The organism is Candidatus Kurthia intestinigallinarum (assembly GCF_003991225.1).
Taxonomy (GTDB): Bacteria; Bacillota; Bacilli; order Bacillales_A; family Planococcaceae; genus Kurthia; species Kurthia populi.
Genome location: NZ_JTFC01000006.1, coordinates 42,869 through 57,918, shown reverse-complemented (window position 1 = coordinate 57,918; position 15,050 = coordinate 42,869). Strand labels below are relative to the sequence as shown.

General features: G+C 39.5%; 18 protein-coding genes and 1 riboswitch. Of the genes, 9 read left to right on the top strand and 9 right to left on the bottom strand.

The genetic code is table 11. The features are described 5' to 3' along the window. Positions 1 to 84: 84 nt before the first annotated feature. Entirely contained in the window at positions 85 to 1,059 is a 975-nt protein-coding gene (locus QI30_RS01455) for a YihY/virulence factor BrkB family protein (RefSeq protein WP_126989175.1), read from the bottom strand. A gap of 52 nt (positions 1,060 to 1,111) precedes the next feature. Further along, positions 1,112 to 1,459 carry a YtxH domain-containing protein gene (locus tag QI30_RS01450; RefSeq protein WP_126989174.1) on the bottom strand — a complete coding sequence of 116 codons (348 nt, stop codon included), beginning with the start codon at positions 1,457 to 1,459 and terminating at the stop codon, positions 1,112 to 1,114. 189 nt (positions 1,460 to 1,648) lie between these two features. Here QI30_RS01450 and QI30_RS01445 point away from each other — a divergent pair, with 189 nt between their 5' ends. The 4 genes from QI30_RS01445 (at position 1,649) to dhaM (ending at position 3,923) form a co-directional block, all read left to right on the top strand. Further along, positions 1,649 to 1,870 (top strand): DUF1128 domain-containing protein, encoded by a 222-nt coding sequence (locus tag QI30_RS01445; protein WP_126989173.1) that lies wholly within the window; start codon positions 1,649 to 1,651, stop codon positions 1,868 to 1,870. A 126-nt stretch (positions 1,871 to 1,996) separates the two neighbouring features. Beyond that, positions 1,997 to 2,980 (top strand): dihydroxyacetone kinase subunit DhaK, encoded by a 984-nt coding sequence (gene dhaK / locus QI30_RS01440; protein WP_126989172.1) that lies wholly within the window; start codon positions 1,997 to 1,999, stop codon positions 2,978 to 2,980. Positions 2,981 to 2,991: 11 nt separating this feature from the next. Beyond that, entirely contained in the window at positions 2,992 to 3,564 is a 573-nt protein-coding gene (dhaL, locus tag QI30_RS01435; protein ID WP_126989171.1) for a dihydroxyacetone kinase subunit DhaL, read from the top strand. Then, positions 3,561 to 3,923 carry a dihydroxyacetone kinase phosphoryl donor subunit DhaM gene (gene dhaM / locus QI30_RS01430; protein ID WP_126989170.1) on the top strand — a complete coding sequence of 121 codons (363 nt, stop codon included), beginning with the start codon at positions 3,561 to 3,563 and terminating at the stop codon, positions 3,921 to 3,923. The genes dhaL and dhaM overlap by 4 nt, the downstream gene beginning before the upstream one ends. Before the next feature lie 44 nt (positions 3,924 to 3,967). Here dhaM and motB read toward each other — a convergent pair whose 3' ends face one another. Together motB and motA are read right to left on the bottom strand one after the other, a co-directional pair. Then, on the bottom strand, positions 3,968 to 4,753 hold the full coding sequence (gene motB / locus QI30_RS01425) for a flagellar motor protein MotB (RefSeq protein ID WP_126989169.1): 786 nt from the start codon (positions 4,751 to 4,753) through the stop codon (positions 3,968 to 3,970). After that, entirely contained in the window at positions 4,737 to 5,540 is an 804-nt protein-coding gene (motA, locus tag QI30_RS01420; protein ID WP_126989168.1) for a flagellar motor stator protein MotA, read from the bottom strand. The genes motB and motA overlap by 17 nt, the downstream gene beginning before the upstream one ends. A gap of 217 nt (positions 5,541 to 5,757) precedes the next feature. Here motA and QI30_RS01415 point away from each other — a divergent pair, with 217 nt between their 5' ends. The 3 genes from QI30_RS01415 (at position 5,758) to QI30_RS01405 (ending at position 9,062) form a co-directional block, all read left to right on the top strand. Further along, positions 5,758 to 6,990 carry an aminopeptidase gene (locus QI30_RS01415; RefSeq protein ID WP_126989167.1) on the top strand — a complete coding sequence of 411 codons (1,233 nt, stop codon included), beginning with the start codon at positions 5,758 to 5,760 and terminating at the stop codon, positions 6,988 to 6,990. A gap of 281 nt (positions 6,991 to 7,271) precedes the next feature. Further along, positions 7,272 to 8,279, top strand: coding sequence for a rod-share determining protein MreBH (gene mreBH, locus QI30_RS01410; RefSeq protein WP_126989166.1), 1,008 nt, complete (start codon positions 7,272 to 7,274; stop codon positions 8,277 to 8,279). Positions 8,280 to 8,498: 219 nt separating this feature from the next. Beyond that, positions 8,499 to 9,062, top strand: coding sequence for a beta-class carbonic anhydrase (locus QI30_RS01405; protein ID WP_126989165.1), 564 nt, complete (start codon positions 8,499 to 8,501; stop codon positions 9,060 to 9,062). Positions 9,063 to 9,293: 231 nt separating this feature from the next. Here QI30_RS01405 and QI30_RS01400 read toward each other — a convergent pair whose 3' ends face one another. Both QI30_RS01400 and QI30_RS01395 read right to left on the bottom strand, forming a co-directional pair. Beyond that, positions 9,294 to 9,839, bottom strand: a complete 546-nt coding sequence (locus QI30_RS01400) for a GNAT family N-acetyltransferase (RefSeq protein ID WP_126989164.1) — start codon at positions 9,837 to 9,839, stop codon at positions 9,294 to 9,296. Between the two features lie 34 nt (positions 9,840 to 9,873). Continuing rightward, positions 9,874 to 10,650 carry a polyphosphate kinase 2 family protein gene (locus QI30_RS01395; protein ID WP_126989163.1) on the bottom strand — a complete coding sequence of 259 codons (777 nt, stop codon included), beginning with the start codon at positions 10,648 to 10,650 and terminating at the stop codon, positions 9,874 to 9,876. A 159-nt stretch (positions 10,651 to 10,809) separates the two neighbouring features. Between QI30_RS01395 and QI30_RS01390 the strand changes: the two genes are divergently transcribed. After that, positions 10,810 to 11,556: a tryptophan-rich sensory protein gene (locus QI30_RS01390; RefSeq protein WP_126989162.1), complete on the top strand. Its 747-nt coding sequence runs from the start codon at positions 10,810 to 10,812 to the stop codon at positions 11,554 to 11,556. A 39-nt stretch (positions 11,557 to 11,595) separates the two neighbouring features. Here the strand turns inward: QI30_RS01390 and map are convergent, their stop codons facing one another. Both map and thiT read right to left on the bottom strand, forming a co-directional pair. Next, on the bottom strand, positions 11,596 to 12,348 hold the full coding sequence (map, locus tag QI30_RS01385) for a type I methionyl aminopeptidase (protein WP_126989161.1): 753 nt from the start codon (positions 12,346 to 12,348) through the stop codon (positions 11,596 to 11,598). 95 nt (positions 12,349 to 12,443) lie between these two features. Next, positions 12,444 to 12,998: an energy-coupled thiamine transporter ThiT gene (gene thiT, locus QI30_RS01380; RefSeq protein ID WP_126989160.1), complete on the bottom strand. Its 555-nt coding sequence runs from the start codon at positions 12,996 to 12,998 to the stop codon at positions 12,444 to 12,446. A gap of 99 nt (positions 12,999 to 13,097) precedes the next feature. After that, a riboswitch (TPP riboswitch) is annotated at positions 13,098 to 13,202 on the bottom strand. Between the two features lie 199 nt (positions 13,203 to 13,401). Between thiT and QI30_RS20880 the strand changes: the two genes are divergently transcribed. Next, positions 13,402 to 13,515, top strand: coding sequence for a hypothetical protein (locus QI30_RS20880; protein WP_233600500.1), 114 nt, complete (start codon positions 13,402 to 13,404; stop codon positions 13,513 to 13,515). A 141-nt stretch (positions 13,516 to 13,656) separates the two neighbouring features. On the opposite strand, the gene QI30_RS01375 is transcribed toward QI30_RS20880, so the two are convergent. After that, entirely contained in the window at positions 13,657 to 14,886 is a 1,230-nt protein-coding gene (locus QI30_RS01375) for an aminopeptidase (RefSeq protein ID WP_126989193.1), read from the bottom strand. Between the last annotated feature and the right edge of the window lie 164 nt (positions 14,887 to 15,050).

The window sequence follows — 15,050 nt, the reverse complement described above, 5'->3', positions numbered from 1 at the left end:
AAAAGAGAAGGTTCAACCGCCTTTCTCCTCATACAAAAAACACCTTCAAAGCATGCAAGCTTTGAAGGTGTTTTTGTTTTTTATTTATTGCGCGGATAATCGACGTCGACGCGTATCAATCTGCTCTTTTCGCTCCTGCATAATCGCATTCACAAGGCCACCAATCATGAGGACCATGCCGGTGATATAGAGCCATAACATGAGGATAATAATCCCCCCGATACTGCCATACGTTGCAGAATAGTTTGAGAAGTTATTAATATAAATTGAGAAGACATATGAAATGACTAACCAGCAAACCGTCGAAACGATAGCTCCTGGAATAGCACTACGTAAGTACATCTTCACATTCGGTCCTAACCAATACATAAATACAAGACCACAGAAAATGACAAGTGGTGGTAGTAAAATACGGAACTTATCAAAGATAGCGCCGAACTGTTCACCAAGGCCGATTGTATTTGCTAGGAAATGACCGATTTGTGAACCAAACACTGGTAAAATTAACGCAACAACGACTAATAGAATAAGTACGAGTGTAAACACAACCGACATCGAACGAGCGATGATAAATGGTCGTGTTTCTGCCTTACCATAAGATTGATTCAATGATTTAATTAATGCATTCACACCGTTTGAAGCAGACCATAATGTCGCTAAAATACCGACTGATAATAAGCCACCATTACGGTTTTCAAGTACATCTTTTAATGTATCACCAATGAGCGAATACACTTGCTCTGGTAATAACTCTTTCATCATCGTATACACTTGCTCTTGTGGTAAATTTAAAAACGGCACAAGTGTCATGACGAAAATCAATAATGGAAAAAGCGATAATAAGAAGAAGTATGCGAGCTGCGCACCCATGCCAGATAAATCGGCTTGCGTGACTTTTTGAATAAAGCCCTGTATAAATCCTTTCCATGTGGTTAGGTCGTATTGAGGCTTATGCACATCTTGTAGATGTTTTTTTTCAATTTGCAGCATTTTTACTTTATCGAATACTTCAGATGATGGTCCTTTACGCTTTTTCACGTTTTTCTTTTTCTTCCCCACCGGCACTCCTCCTTCTATTCAGAATGACAGGTGAATCGCATTATTCGCTACATTATTTCGCTGTGTCATCTGAAGTGACCGTTGGTGCCTCTTCAGCAAAAGCTTCTTTCGTGTCCGAAACAAACGCTTTTACTTGTGGCGTCAGCGCCTTCACTTCTTCGATTTTTTCTAAGTAGTAATCTTTATCTTCTGCAATGCGGTTGTACACTGTTTGCACAGCATCCACCTTCGCTAAAAGATTGTCTTTCAGTTCATCACGGTTAGCAGCGTAATGTTGAATAGTTGCTGAAGCACTTTTCAGCTTTTGTGTAGTTTCTTGTCGTGTTTGACGGTCCAGTAAGCTGATTACTGCTCCTGCTACTGCTCCTAATGCAATACCTGCTACAAATTTGTTCGCCATAATTGCTTCCTCCAAACTTTTCCAAAATATTCTACTATGTAGTAGTTTACCCTTCTACTTTACCAATAAAACGCTTGCTCTGTCCTCTGAAAGTCATATTTCACGCAAGAAAGATTTGCGTTAAGACGTTGACATTCTTTTTCGAGCGTGAAATGATACATATAGCTAAAATGAAAGGATGAGATTCGAGTGAATTTAAACGAACCATCAGTGGAAAATATCCATCATATTATTGATGCATTAAAAGACAAATTACGTATGGTAAATGCCGATGCAATGCGTCCTGAAAGCTTTGACCAATCAAACTACGAGGATTTATTAGATTTATACAATCTAGTTATGAAACGTGACTCATTCAGCTTAAGCGAAATGCACGCCATCGTATCTGAACTAGGCTCACTTCGTAAATAATCGTTCACTATATGTCAAAAAAGAGACAGCCCAAATTGGGCTGTCTCTTTTTTGTATGGCTATTTTTTGCATCAAAGCGTGCAAGCGCATACTATAAAGATAAGACAAATTCTAGGAGGTTAGATGATGAAAAAGATTTTGAATAACCCAAGTGATGTCGTAACAGAAATGTTAGCAGGCTTTGTGCAAATTCATGAGGATGTGCAACTACTTAAAGACACACACGTCATTGCACGTCGTACGCCACAGGATGGTAAAGTCGCGATTATTTCCGGCGGTGGTAGTGGACATGAGCCGGCACACGCAGGGTTTGTTGGTGATGGCTTACTAGATGCAGCGGTTTGTGGACAAGTATTCACATCGCCGACACCAGATCAGATTTTAGCCGCAATTAAAGCTGTACACACAGGCGCCGGTGTTTTTCTTGTCATTAAAAACTACAGTGGTGACTGTATGAATTTTGAAATGGCGAAGGATTTAGCCGAAATGGAAGGCATTGACGTTGATTTTGTGATTGTAAATGATGATGTCGCTGTATTTGATAGTAGCTTTACAGAGGGACGCCGCGGCGTTGCCGGTACATTATTCATGCATAAGGTGCTCGGTGCAGCAGCAAAAAATGGTGCTCGTCTTACCGACATTAAAGCACTCGCTGACAATGTTGTGACACATCTAGCCTCTGTTGGCTTTGCGATTTCTCCAGCGACAGTACCTGAAGTTGGCAAGCCAGGATTTGAATTGAGTGCGACAGAAATGGAGTTTGGCATCGGTATTCATGGCGAGCCAGGATATCGCCGCGAGGAATTAAAATCATCTCGTGAAATTGCTGTGGAACTCCTAGATAAATTAGAAGAAGAAACATCATGGTCATCGAAAAAAGTTGCCGTCTTATTTAATGGCATGGGTGCTACACCACTAATGGAGCAATATATTTTCGCAAATGACGTACTAACGTTACTAGAAGAACGTGGTTATGAAGTGGTCTATAAAAAACTTGGCAATTATATGACGGCTATTGATATGGCTGGCATGTCACTTACATTATTTGAACTAGCAGATGCACAGTGGCTGGATTACTTAAATCAACACACTGATGCACCTGCATGGTAAGGAGGAGTTTTATGTTAACAGTAGATCGTACCGTCGCGTGGCTAAATGATTTTTGTGATGCCCTTATCGAACACAAAGCGGCACTGAGTGAATATGACCGCATTATCGGGGACGGGGACCATGGTAATAATATGGCCCGTGGTGCAGAACAGTTGAAAAATGCGTTACTTGATACACCTCCTAAAACGCTTGGTGAGGCATTTAAGACAGCAGCAATGAAATGGATTAGTACCGTTGGAGGCGCATCTGGTCCGCTTTATGGCACAGCCTTTATGGAAATGGCGAAGGCAGCTGGTGATGCGACAGAGTTTGATGTACAGCCGCTAATTAAAGCGGGTGTTGCGGGTATTCAAAAACGCGGTAAAGCTGTGGCAGGTGAAAAAACGATGCTGGATGTGTGGATACCACTTTCAGAAAAATTTGATGCACAGCAGCTCGCAGAAGCCTTTAATGCGACAACAAACATGCAGGCTACAAAAGGGCGTGCCTCATTCGTTGGTGAGCGCTCAATTGGTGAAATTGATCCTGGCGCGGCCTCGTCAAAATTATTATTTGAAGCTCTACTAAAGGACGTGGTGGAATGATTGGATTAATTATTGTCTCACATAGTGCCGACGTTGCACGCGGTGTTCCGAAAATTATCGCCCAGGTCGCACCTGATGTACCTGTGACATTTGCTGGTGGTACAGCAGATGGTATTGGCACAAACTTTGAAGATATTTTAGCCGCTATTGAAGCCAATGCTGCGGATGAATTGCTTGCATTTTATGACTTAGGCAGCGCAAAAATGAACTTAGACATGGCCGATGAAATGACGACAAAGGAAATTACAATTATCGATGCCCCTCTTGTCGAAGGAAGCTACGGCGCAGCAACGTTATTACAAATTGATACATCAAAAGAAGATGTACTCGCACAGCTTGCGCCTATTACGTTTAAATAACATAAAAAAAGGAATCGCCAAGGCGGTTCCTTTTTTTATGTCGCTTATTTTGTTGCGTCTGCTTCAATATTTACTTCTTTTTTTGTACCATCTTTTTCAACTAACGGTTGAATTAACACTTCTACACGACGATTTTTCTCGCGCCCTGCTTCCGTTTTATTTGAAGCAATTGGATTGTTTTCGCCATATCCTTTGGCACTAAAATATTTCGGATCTAGTTTATCATTCGTATTAATTAATACACTTAAGAAATTAACTGCACGCATAACGCTTAGCTCCCAGTTGCTATCATACTTACCACCCTGTGCTGGTATATTATCGGTATAACCCGTTACCATCACCGGACGTTGCTTATCGAAAATTAACAGTTTCGATAAATCCTTTGCAACCTTAAGATTTTTGTCGCCGATTTCAGCAGCTCCTGATTCAAACAGTACGCTATCACGAATTGTAATGAGTAAGCCATCATCGGTCATTTCCGTTGAAAACTGATTTTCGAGCTCGTTGACAGCTATATAGTTCTCGACATCATCTTGAATATTACTCAACTCCGCCTGATCTTTCATATAAGCTTGTACTTGCTCTGTTACTTCGGTTGTCTTTGTAGTCATTGGTTCGGTAGGAGAAGGATTATCCATCACGCCTTGTCCACCATCAAATACTTCATTAAAGACTTGCGATAATGCGGCCATCTTTTGTGCATCGACTGAACTCATCGCAAACAATACGATAAAAAGTGCTAATAATAGCGTTAATAAATCCGAATATGGCAAGAGCCATGCTTCTGGAATTTCTTCCTCTTCTTTTTTCTTCTTAGTCTTCTTTGCCAAGGCCACCCGCCTCGCTTTCATTCATAATTTTAGCACGCTCATCTTTCGTTAAGAATGATGCTAATTTTTGTTCAATGACGCGAGGAGCCTCCCCTTCTAGCACTGACAGAATTCCTTCAATCATCATATTTTTTTGTTTTGCTTCTATAGCAGATTTACGTTTTAATTTATTCGCAAATGGGTGCCATAGTACATAACCTGTAAAAATACCAAGTAATGTAGCAATAAACGCCGCCGAAATGGCATGACCTAGCTTTTCAATATCGGTCATATCTTTCAGTGCAGCAATTAATCCGACAACGGCTCCAAGTACCCCTAGAGTCGGCGCATATGTACCAGCTTGCGTGAAAATATGTGCTCCAGCGTGGTGACGCTCTTCCATTGCTTCTACTTCTTCCGTTAACACATCGCGAATGTAATCTGCATTTTGACCATCAATTGCTAATGTTAAGCCATTTTTCAAAAATGGATCATCAATTTCATTTGTTTTACTTTCAAGTGCTAGTAACCCTTCGCGACGTGCTAAGTCTGCCCAACTAGAAAACATTTTAATTAGCTCTACATCATTTGCTAATTTATTATTTGTGAAAATAATTTTTAATAGTTTCGGAATTCGTTTTAATTCATTTCCTGGGAATGCAATGACAACTGTAGCAATTGTTCCTAAGATGATGATTAAAATTGCTGCTGGGTTTAATAACGCATCCGGTGTTACACCCTTCATTGTCATACCGACAAGTAAAGCAACAAAGCCGAGTACAATCCCAAATACTGATGATATGTCCATATCCGTACCTCCAAGTTCTCGTTCTTTTGTTTATTTCGGTAGCTAATGATAGATATTAAGAAAGTTTCACATTCGAAATATTAAATTTATCTTTATACCCAATATTATTACTTTATTTTACATAAAGCGACAAAGAAGACAAAGATTCTTTAATTCGCTATCCGAAATTGTTACAATGAAACTGTAACTCAATTATATATGAAGAGGATGATTTTGCATGAACGATTTTCGACAAAAACTTGAAAATTATGCTGAATTAGGCATTAAAATCGGCGCAAATTTACAGAAAAATCAATATTTATTTTTAAATATCTCCGTAGAAAATGTACCACTTGCTCGTGCACTAACAAAAAAAGCATATGAGGTCGGCGCAAAAAATGTTTTCGTTAACTATTATGATGATGCACTTACACGTATGCGCTACGACTATGCACCAGAAGATTCGTTTGATTTCTTCCCGGAATGGCAAGCAGCAGAAAAAGAATGGCTAGCAGACCACGGCGCGGCCTTCATTACCGTAAAATCACAAAGCCCTGACTTACTAAAAGGGGTCAATCCGGACTACGTAGCTCGCGCTAATAAAGCGATGGGCCAAGCATTAAGTAAATACCGTGAATATTCACAAGCAAACAAAATCAGCTGGACGGTCATGGCAGCGCCAACTGACGCATGGGCAGCAAAAGTATTCCCTGACCTACCCGAAGATGAACAAGTGAATGCATTATGGGATGCGATGTTTAAAGCAACACGAGCAGACTTACAAGATCCTGTTGCTGCATGGAAACAGCATGATGCGACATTATCTGAAAAAGTAGCATTTTTAAATGATAAGCACTACAAAGCATTACACTATACAGCACCCGGTACAGACTTAACAATCGAGCTTCCAAAAACACATGTATGGAGTGGCGGTGGTGCCGTAAATGAAAAAGGCTTTGACTTCATGGCCAATATCCCAACAGAAGAAGTATTTACAGCACCACAATGGGATGGTGTTAATGGCTATGTAACATCGAAAAAGCCACTTAACTATAGCGGTAACTTAATCGATAACTTTACAGTAACCTTTGAAAATGGTCGTATCGTCGATGTAAAAGCTGAAGAAGGCGAAGACATTTTGAAAAATTTAGTTGCTACAGATGAAGGCTCACATTATTTAGGTGAGGTTGCATTAGTGCCACATGATTCACCTATTTCAAATTCAGGCATTCTTTTTTACAACACATTATTCGACGAAAATGCATCAAACCATATTGCGATTGGTAGCGCATATGCATTTTGTATCGAAGGTGGAACAACGATGTCACAAGAAGAATTAAAAGCAAACGGCTTAAATCGTAGTCTTGTGCATGTAGACTTTATGATTGGCTGTGCAGATATGGATATCGATGGTGTACTAGAAGATGGCACAACAGAGCCTGTTTTCCGTAAGGGTAACTGGGCCTTTTAATAAGGAATAAACTTCAAAACAGCAAACGCGGATAGTTGCGTTTGCTGTTTTTTTAGTCTTTTTGAATCAATATGACCTTTTTTAAGTTTGTATTACATTTTAGTATCATTCATTATTTTAAAAGGATTAATAGTATGAAATAGACCCATTTAAAGGGATTTAAAAGATATTTTCGACCTAGTAAAATCCGTTCTATGAGGATTGGCGTATACAAAAATATCTGGTTATGCTTTATACTTTAATCTACAATGGATTTGTATTGCCTTAGGAGGGGTTTAAACATGTTTTCTAGCACAGCAATCGGCATCGATTTAGGTACAGCAAACACACTCGTTTACACAAAAAACAACGGCATCATTATTAATGAGCCTTCAGTTATAGCAATGAATAAAAACACGAAAGAAGTTATTGCGATTGGCACAGAAGCCCAAGCAATGATTGGCAAAACGCCACCTGCAATCGTGGTATCTCGTCCACTACGCGATGGCGTCATTGCAGATTTTGATATGACTGTAGCCATGTTAAAAACAGTTCTAGATCGTGCAATTAAAAACGGCACATCATTTCGCAAACCAAATGTCGTAATTTGTGCGCCATCTGGAGCAACATCTGTAGAGCGCCTAGCGATTAAAGATGCTGCAACACAATGCGGTGCAAAGGACGTCTTTTTAATTGACGAGCCTGTCGCAGCGGCTATCGGTGCAGATTTACCTATTCAAGAACCAATTGCTAGTGTAATCGTCGATATCGGCGGTGGCACAACAGAAGTTGGCATCATTTCATTTGGTGGTATCGTGACATCCAATACATTAAAAATTGGTGGCGACCGCTTTAATGAAGAAATCGTTCACTATATACGTCAAAAATATAGCGTTCTTATCGGTATTCCGACTGCAGAGCGTCTAAAAAAAGAGATTGGCTATGCGCCAGTTGAGCACACAGAAGAAGAAATGACTGTTAGTGGTCGCGATATCGTACGTGGCTTACCACAAGCAGTGACAATCACTTCTACTGAAATTCAAGAATGCTTAAAAGAATCAATGCTTTCTATTTTAGAAATGATTCGTCGCTCTCTTGAAAACTGTCCACCAGAACTAGCCGGGGACATTGTCGAGGAAGGCGTTGTTCTTACAGGTGGCGGTTCATTACTTAAAGGCATGACAGAATGGTTACGTGAAGTATTATTAGTTCCTGTTCATCTTGCCCCGTCTCCACTTGAATCTGTTGCCATCGGTACAGGTCGCTCAATCGACTCACTTGATTTAGTATCAAAATCAAAAATCAAATAGTCCAGCAAAAAAAACATGCCGAAGCATGTTTTTTTATTTCTGTTATATAGCACTTTATTTTTCAAACTTTCTGATAAATACACAAAATTTTATAGTCCAACGCCATTATTGTCTAATTTGTGTCAAAGTAATATATTTTTATACTAATTTTCGATACAATAAAAAATGTGTACTAACACAAATTCAGATTTTTTCTGACATAAAGGGGGAAATATCATAATGGCAGTATTAGATGATATTTTAGATTTTAACGGTACGTTCGTAGAAGAAAAAGAATATGAACCTTACATCACAAGCAAATATCCAGACAAGCACTATGTAATCTTAACGTGTATGGATACGCGCCTTGTAGAACTTTTACCAAAAGCAATGAACATTCATAATGGGGATGTAAAAATGGTTAAAAGTGCTGGCGCAACAGTGAGTCACCCATTCGGTGGTATCATGCGTAGTCTTCTTGTTGCAATCTATGCTCTACAAGCAGATGAAATCTTCGTTGTTGGTCACTATGACTGCGGTATGAGTGCCGTAGATCCAGCAGTTGTCCTAGAAAATATGAAACAACGTGGCATCAGCGCAGAAACAATTAAAAACGTTCAATATTCTGGCGTTGACTTAAACCAATGGCTAAAAGGCTTTGGCGATGTAACGAAAAACGTTGAACATAGTGTAGACGTTATCCGTAACCACCCATTAGTATCAAAAGAAATTCCTGTACATGGCTTAGTAATTGATCCTGAAACAGGAAAACTTGATTTAGTAACAAGTGGTTACACAGACTAATTTAAATTTTTGATTGAGTTAGACTCAACTAAAAAGAGGCTTTGACATACGTGTAAAAACAACCTCTCATATGAACATAAGAAAAACCGGAATCGCGCCAAAGTGCGGTTCCGGTTTTTTGTTATGAACGCTAAAAAAGGAACATGACGTGTTTTGTACCAGTCTCTTCTTTTATTGATTCAACAGCGCTTTATAGCGTTTCCACCAGCGTCTAAAGGTGGCCTTACCCTTTCAATAAACGTCTTCAAGTAATGCGTACATATAATGGTCTTCCCACTCTCCATTCACATATAGCAGTTGCTTCAAGAGGCCCTCTTGGTCAAATTTTGCCTTTTCTAGCACACGCACAGAGCCGACATTTTTCGGTGATACATAAGCTTCTAAACGGTGAATCCCAATATCCTCAAACGCAAAGCGACAAATAAGCTCCAGTGCCTCTGTCGCAATCCCTTTTCCCGTCTGGGCCTCATCCAATGAATACCCAACAAACGCACTCGAGAAAGGCAAGCGTTTAATAGCATAAATCGAAATATGACCAATGAGCTCCTGCGAACCGCGTAAAAAAATACCAAAACTAAATTCTCTACGCATCTGCATTTGACGAATGGATTCTTGAATTTTACGCAATTGAATTTTCTCCGTGTAATACTCCGAAGGATGCCTCGGCTCATAAATAGACCAATACACTTTATTGCGGCGTACAAGTTCCGTCATCTGACGAACATCCTCTTCTTGTAACGTCCGTAAAAAACATTGTTCTCCGTTTAAAACGACCATCGCTACACCTTCTCTTTATCTACGGCGTGTCAGGTTAAACTTCTTTTGAAACTGCCTCTGCAGGGTCTGTGATTGTGAGACCACGTTTTTCACATTCTGCTGTGACATGTTTAATAACTTGTTTCAACACTTCAATACGCGCGTATTTTTTATCATTACCCTCTACTAATACCCACGGTGCATTCTTTTTATCCGTTTTTTCAAACATTTCATCAGCAGCTTCTACGTATAAAGGCCATTTTTCACGATTGCGCCAATCCTCATCTGTTAATTTCCATTGCTTATACGGATCTTCTTTACGGTCTTTAAAACGTTGAAGTTGCTCTTCCTCTGAAATCTGCACCCAAAATTTTAACACAATATAATTATCATCTGTTAGCACTTTTTCAAAATGATTTAATTCTTCGTAGGCACGTTTCCATTCTTTTTTCTTCGCAAAGCCCTCAATACGTTCAACGAGCACACGACCATACCATGTGCGGTCAAAAATACCGATTTGACCTCTTGCAGGTAGTCGATTCCAAAAACGTTGTAAATGATTGTATTTCAATTCCTCTGGTGTTGGTGCAGCAATCGGATGTACGATATAACCACGTGGGTCAAGACGCTCTGTTAGTCGTTTGATGGCGCCACCTTTACCAGCTGCATCCATTCCTTCAAAGCCTAAAATTAAGCCAATATCATGCTTAAATAAAAACTGTTGAATGTTCAACATTTCATATTGTAGCTTCTTTAATTCCTTTTTATACGAAATTTGGTCACTCAACTTTTTCGATAAATCTAGCTTGTCAATTTTTTGTACCAACTTCATCGCTCCCTTTAGTAAAAGATTACATATATTTTACAGCTATGTAGTGCTAAAGCGCAATATATGCGTATGTTCGAAGAATGTTCACAGAAATGAAAATTGTTGCACGCGATTCATGAGGTATACTAATACGTATATCTTTATTTTTAGGAGGGGTTATCATTGGGCAGATTTTTAATTGTTCTGTTGGCGTTCATCGCTTTATTTATCGCCAGCTTATCTGCTTATGCACTACCACTCAACAATCATACGGCACTTGAACTGGCCTACAGTTATAAAATATTAATGTTTCCAGCTCTATACGTTTATTGGCTATTCCCAGGCGCTTTGATATTACTCGCTTATTGGGTTTTTGCGCAATGGCAAAAGCGCCATACAGCTTCTGCACTAACACTCACGCAAGCCATTTTATTTGCGATAAGCTCGATTGTATTTATCGTTTGGATTAATTTATGGCACTATGAGCAATTTATTCTTGCACTTGCGGCACTAGCTGTGATCTCTATCTGCTTATTCATACTGTATTTAACCTACCCGTTAACAGAGAATAAAATGAGTGGACGCCTGCCAATTTCAATTGCATTTGCTGCTATAGCATTCCTCACTTTTTTAACTATCGGCTTCCTGTTTATTTCGAATAACCTCATTGATTTTGGCCTTAGTCGTCAGCTATGGGCTGTTGTATTGTTAACGTGTGCAGCCGCACTTGCACTCGCAATCCGCTTCCATCTTTATGACGCCGCCTTTCCCGCTGTATTCATTTGGTTTTTAATTGGCGTAGCCATTGCTAATAATTTCAATGAATTGCTTGTCACAACAGCTGCATTATTTTTAAGCGGCGTCTTGATTGTTGGGATCATTTTCATACGCAAACGTTTGCCATCTAACGCAAATAAAAAAAGACTGTAACAGAAGAAACGCTTCCGCTACAGTCTTTTTTTATTGAAATTAATCGATTTTTGTTGTTAATACAGGACCATTTTTCGTTACGATAACTGTATGTTCTAATTGTGCAACAAATGATTTATCTGGTGTTAAGAATGCCCAGCCATCTGTGCCCTCTACGATGTTTTCAGCAGCTTGAGAAATGAATGGTTCTACAGCGAAAACCATGCCTTCTTTCATCATTGTTGCATCCCATGCATCATAGTAGTTTAAAACGTATTGAGGTTCTTCATGTAATGAATGACCTACACCATGGCCTGTTAAGTTCATGATTACTTTTAAACCTTTATCATGTGCTTCACGTTCTACAGCTTTACCGATTTGGTTCAAGCGCGCACCTGGTTTAATTTTTGCCATTGCGCGGTCAAATGAGCTTTGAGCCACATCGCAAAGGATTTGAAGTTCTGGTTTTTCAACATCGCCTACAACAAATGATACACCTGTATCTGCATAGAAACCGTCTACATGACCTGATACATCAATGTTAATCATATCGCCTTCTTGTAGTTTACGGTTGTCCGGAATACCATGGGCAACACATTCATTTACACTAATACATGTATAACCTGGGAAGTCATATTCTGCTTTAGGGCCTGATACAGCACCTTTTTCTTCGAATAATTTACCAGCTAATTCATCTAATTCTTTTGTTGTCACACCAGGTTTTGTCGCATTTTTAAGGGCGTCACGAATTTCAGCCATTGCACGGCCTGCTTTCATTAACGCATCAAATTCTTCTTGCGTTTTCACAATCATCGTTCAAGATCTCCTTTATATTGAATCTTCTTCTACTATATCACACTTTTTTCATGACGAAAAAGGAACTGAATTAATTCAGTTCCTTCGTTTCTTTATCGTTTTTTAGGCTCCAATAGTTTCGGTGCCTTTGTCATGAGTAGACTAACAATCGCTGCCGTTAAAATAATGGCTGGCACCATGTACGAACCATTATAGACAATCGTATAAATTAGTGGATTTTGGTCACCCGCATATTCAGAGAAGAATACATAGCCAGCTGTTGCATGAGCTACATAGCGAATTAAACCGCCGATAATCGTCCCAATTGTAATGTACAAAGCTTTCTCACTCGCTGTTTGTGCACGTATAACAAGTGGACGTAAAAGCCCTGCAAGTCCTACTACAGTAAACGCAAAGAAGTAATCAATAAAGCCTTGTAGCGGTGTTAAAATAAAGCCGCCAAACATCGCATTCATCGTACCGATTAATAAGCCCGTCACAAGCCCTGCCACTGTGCCCCAGCGAAACGCCATAATGACGATTGGCACCATCACAAGACTAATCGAGCCGCCCTGTGGCCATAAGCTAAATGTCAGCTTATCTAAAATAATACCGATGGCCGCAAAAATGGCGATTTCGACCATCATTAATAAATTTTTACTGTTCAATCCCTTCAACCTCCAATGTTGATGTACAAATCAAACCAGTGGGATTAGATAGATATGAAAAAAGCGATGCCAGGGAAAGATCCCTGACATCGCATAGCGTCAGCTGTCTATCCACATTCCTTCGCAAGCATTAACTTACAGGTTCTAAGGGTTAGAAGTCGCACTTCACTCTCAGCTATTTTAATAGCTCCCCTTGTGGTTGTTACATCTCGTTTATTGAACAACCCTATTGTACGGAAAAATGCTCAAGCTTTCAACCTTTTTGAAACTTTTCACACGCGCTTCCGTAAATAAGATGAACCGTTTATTCACAATATTGTACAAGCAATTAAAGTACTGTACGTTTAAAGAAATTCAACAACGGTAATACTATACTAACTACTAAAAAGTGAGGTTATGCATAATGAACTTAAAAAAAGTAATTAGCACAGCTATTAAATTAGCACCTGTCGTTTATCCAATCGTGAAAAAAGTGTTAAATAATAAAAAAGCGTCACAATCTACAAATCGCCGTTAAGAACATTTAAAAAGAGACTGGGACAAAACACGTCATGCTCCCAACGAAAAACCGGAACAGCGCCATAGCGCGGTTCCGGTTTTTCTTACGCTCATAGGAGCGGTTATTTTTAGATGTATGTCAAAGTCTATTTTCTTTTTATTAAAATGCCCAAGCACCTTTACGGAATACAGCTTCTACTGTCCCGTCTGCATGGATGCCATCGATGTCCATTTCCGCACTACCGACCATAAAGTCTTCATGTGTAATTGAAACATTGATGCCTGCTTTATCCATTTCCTCTTCAGATAGCTCGCTACCGCCCTCATAACAAGTTGGATATGCTGCACCAATTGCGATATGATTGGATGCATTTTCATCAAATAATGTGTTGTAATAAAGTAAGCCAGATGCTGAAATTGGTGATTCATGTGGTACAAGTGCGATTTCACCAATGTATTTAGAGCCTTCATCCGCTTTAATCAACTCATTTAATAATTCCTCACCTTGCTGTGCCTCTGCTTTCACAATCACGCCATTTTCAAAAGTTAATTTGAAGTTGTCGATAATATTCCCTTGATAGACAAGTGGTTTTGTTGATGACACATAGCCGTTTACATCGTATTTAGATGGCAATGTAAAGACTTCCTCTGTTGGCATATTTGCCACGAATTCAGTGCCTTGTGGTGTTTTACTAGAGCCAGTTGCCCAAATGTGTTTGTCTGGTAAGCCAACAATTAAATCCGTACCTGGCGCTGTGTAATGTAATTTAGCAAAATGCTTTTCATTCATTAAATCACCGCGCACATGTAAGTTTTTCAAGTGAGCTTGCCAGTTTTCAACGGCGCTACCTTCACCGATACGTACCGTTTTGAAGATTGCTTCCCACATTGCAGGAACTTGTTCTTCTTCAGGTAATTCAGGGAATACTTTCGCTGCCCATTTTTTCGACGGAATCGCAATGATTGACCATGCGATTTTATCATTCATTACAGCATCACGATAGTTTTCTAATGCTTTACCTGACGCTTTTTGGTTTGCTGAAATTTTTTCAACAGGGATGCCAGCCATTAAGTCTGGATCTGCTGCATCAATCCAAAGAAGTGCGCCACCACGTTCAATCAACTCATCACGTTGCTCTGTAATCCAACGAGGGAATTTTTCAAACTCTTCTACTGATGCATTTTCAAATAATTGTCGTGCGACTACATCATCTGAGTAGTTCACGGTTACGCGTGCTGCGCCAGCTTTATATGCTTCTTTCACAACTAAACGAGTAAACTCGATTGTATCCACGGTTGTGTTAATTAAAAGCGTTTGACCTTGCTGAATGTTTGTCCCTACTTTTACAGCAAGCTCAGCAAATTGAGCTAATTTTTCTTCGAATGTCATCATTAATCGACCCCTTAGCGTTTTTTATATGGACGTTTGCTGCCATCATTCTTTTTGTATGAGCCGCTACGAGTACCTTCGTTATCATACTTTTTGAATGAGCGATTTTCTTCGCCGTTCTTTTTATATGAGCGTTTACCTTCATCATTTTTTTTATATGAATT

Bases quoted from the DNA above. Each gene is read 5' to 3' on its own strand.
- QI30_RS01375 (WP_126989193.1), bottom strand. From the start codon at position 14,886: ATGACATTCGAAGAAAAATTAGCTCAATTTGCTGAGCTTGCTGTAAAA.
- dhaL (WP_126989171.1), top strand. From the start codon at position 2,992: ATGTTAACAGTAGATCGTACCGTCGCGTGGCTAAATGATTTTTGTGAT.
- QI30_RS01450 (WP_126989174.1), bottom strand. From the start codon at position 1,459: ATGGCGAACAAATTTGTAGCAGGTATTGCATTAGGAGCAGTAGCAGGA.
- QI30_RS01415 (WP_126989167.1), top strand. From the start codon at position 5,758: ATGAACGATTTTCGACAAAAACTTGAAAATTATGCTGAATTAGGCATT.
- QI30_RS20880 (WP_233600500.1), top strand. From the start codon at position 13,402: ATGAACTTAAAAAAAGTAATTAGCACAGCTATTAAATTAGCACCTGTC.
- dhaM (WP_126989170.1), top strand. From the start codon at position 3,561: ATGATTGGATTAATTATTGTCTCACATAGTGCCGACGTTGCACGCGGT.
- QI30_RS01405 (WP_126989165.1), top strand. From the start codon at position 8,499: ATGGCAGTATTAGATGATATTTTAGATTTTAACGGTACGTTCGTAGAA.
- motA (WP_126989168.1), bottom strand. From the start codon at position 5,540: ATGGACATATCATCAGTATTTGGGATTGTACTCGGCTTTGTTGCTTTA.
- QI30_RS01395 (WP_126989163.1), bottom strand. From the start codon at position 10,650: ATGAAGTTGGTACAAAAAATTGACAAGCTAGATTTATCGAAAAAGTTG.
- mreBH (WP_126989166.1), top strand. From the start codon at position 7,272: ATGTTTTCTAGCACAGCAATCGGCATCGATTTAGGTACAGCAAACACA.
- map (WP_126989161.1), bottom strand. From the start codon at position 12,348: ATGATTGTGAAAACGCAAGAAGAATTTGATGCGTTAATGAAAGCAGGC.
- dhaK (WP_126989172.1), top strand. From the start codon at position 1,997: ATGAAAAAGATTTTGAATAACCCAAGTGATGTCGTAACAGAAATGTTA.
- QI30_RS01400 (WP_126989164.1), bottom strand. From the start codon at position 9,839: ATGGTCGTTTTAAACGGAGAACAATGTTTTTTACGGACGTTACAAGAA.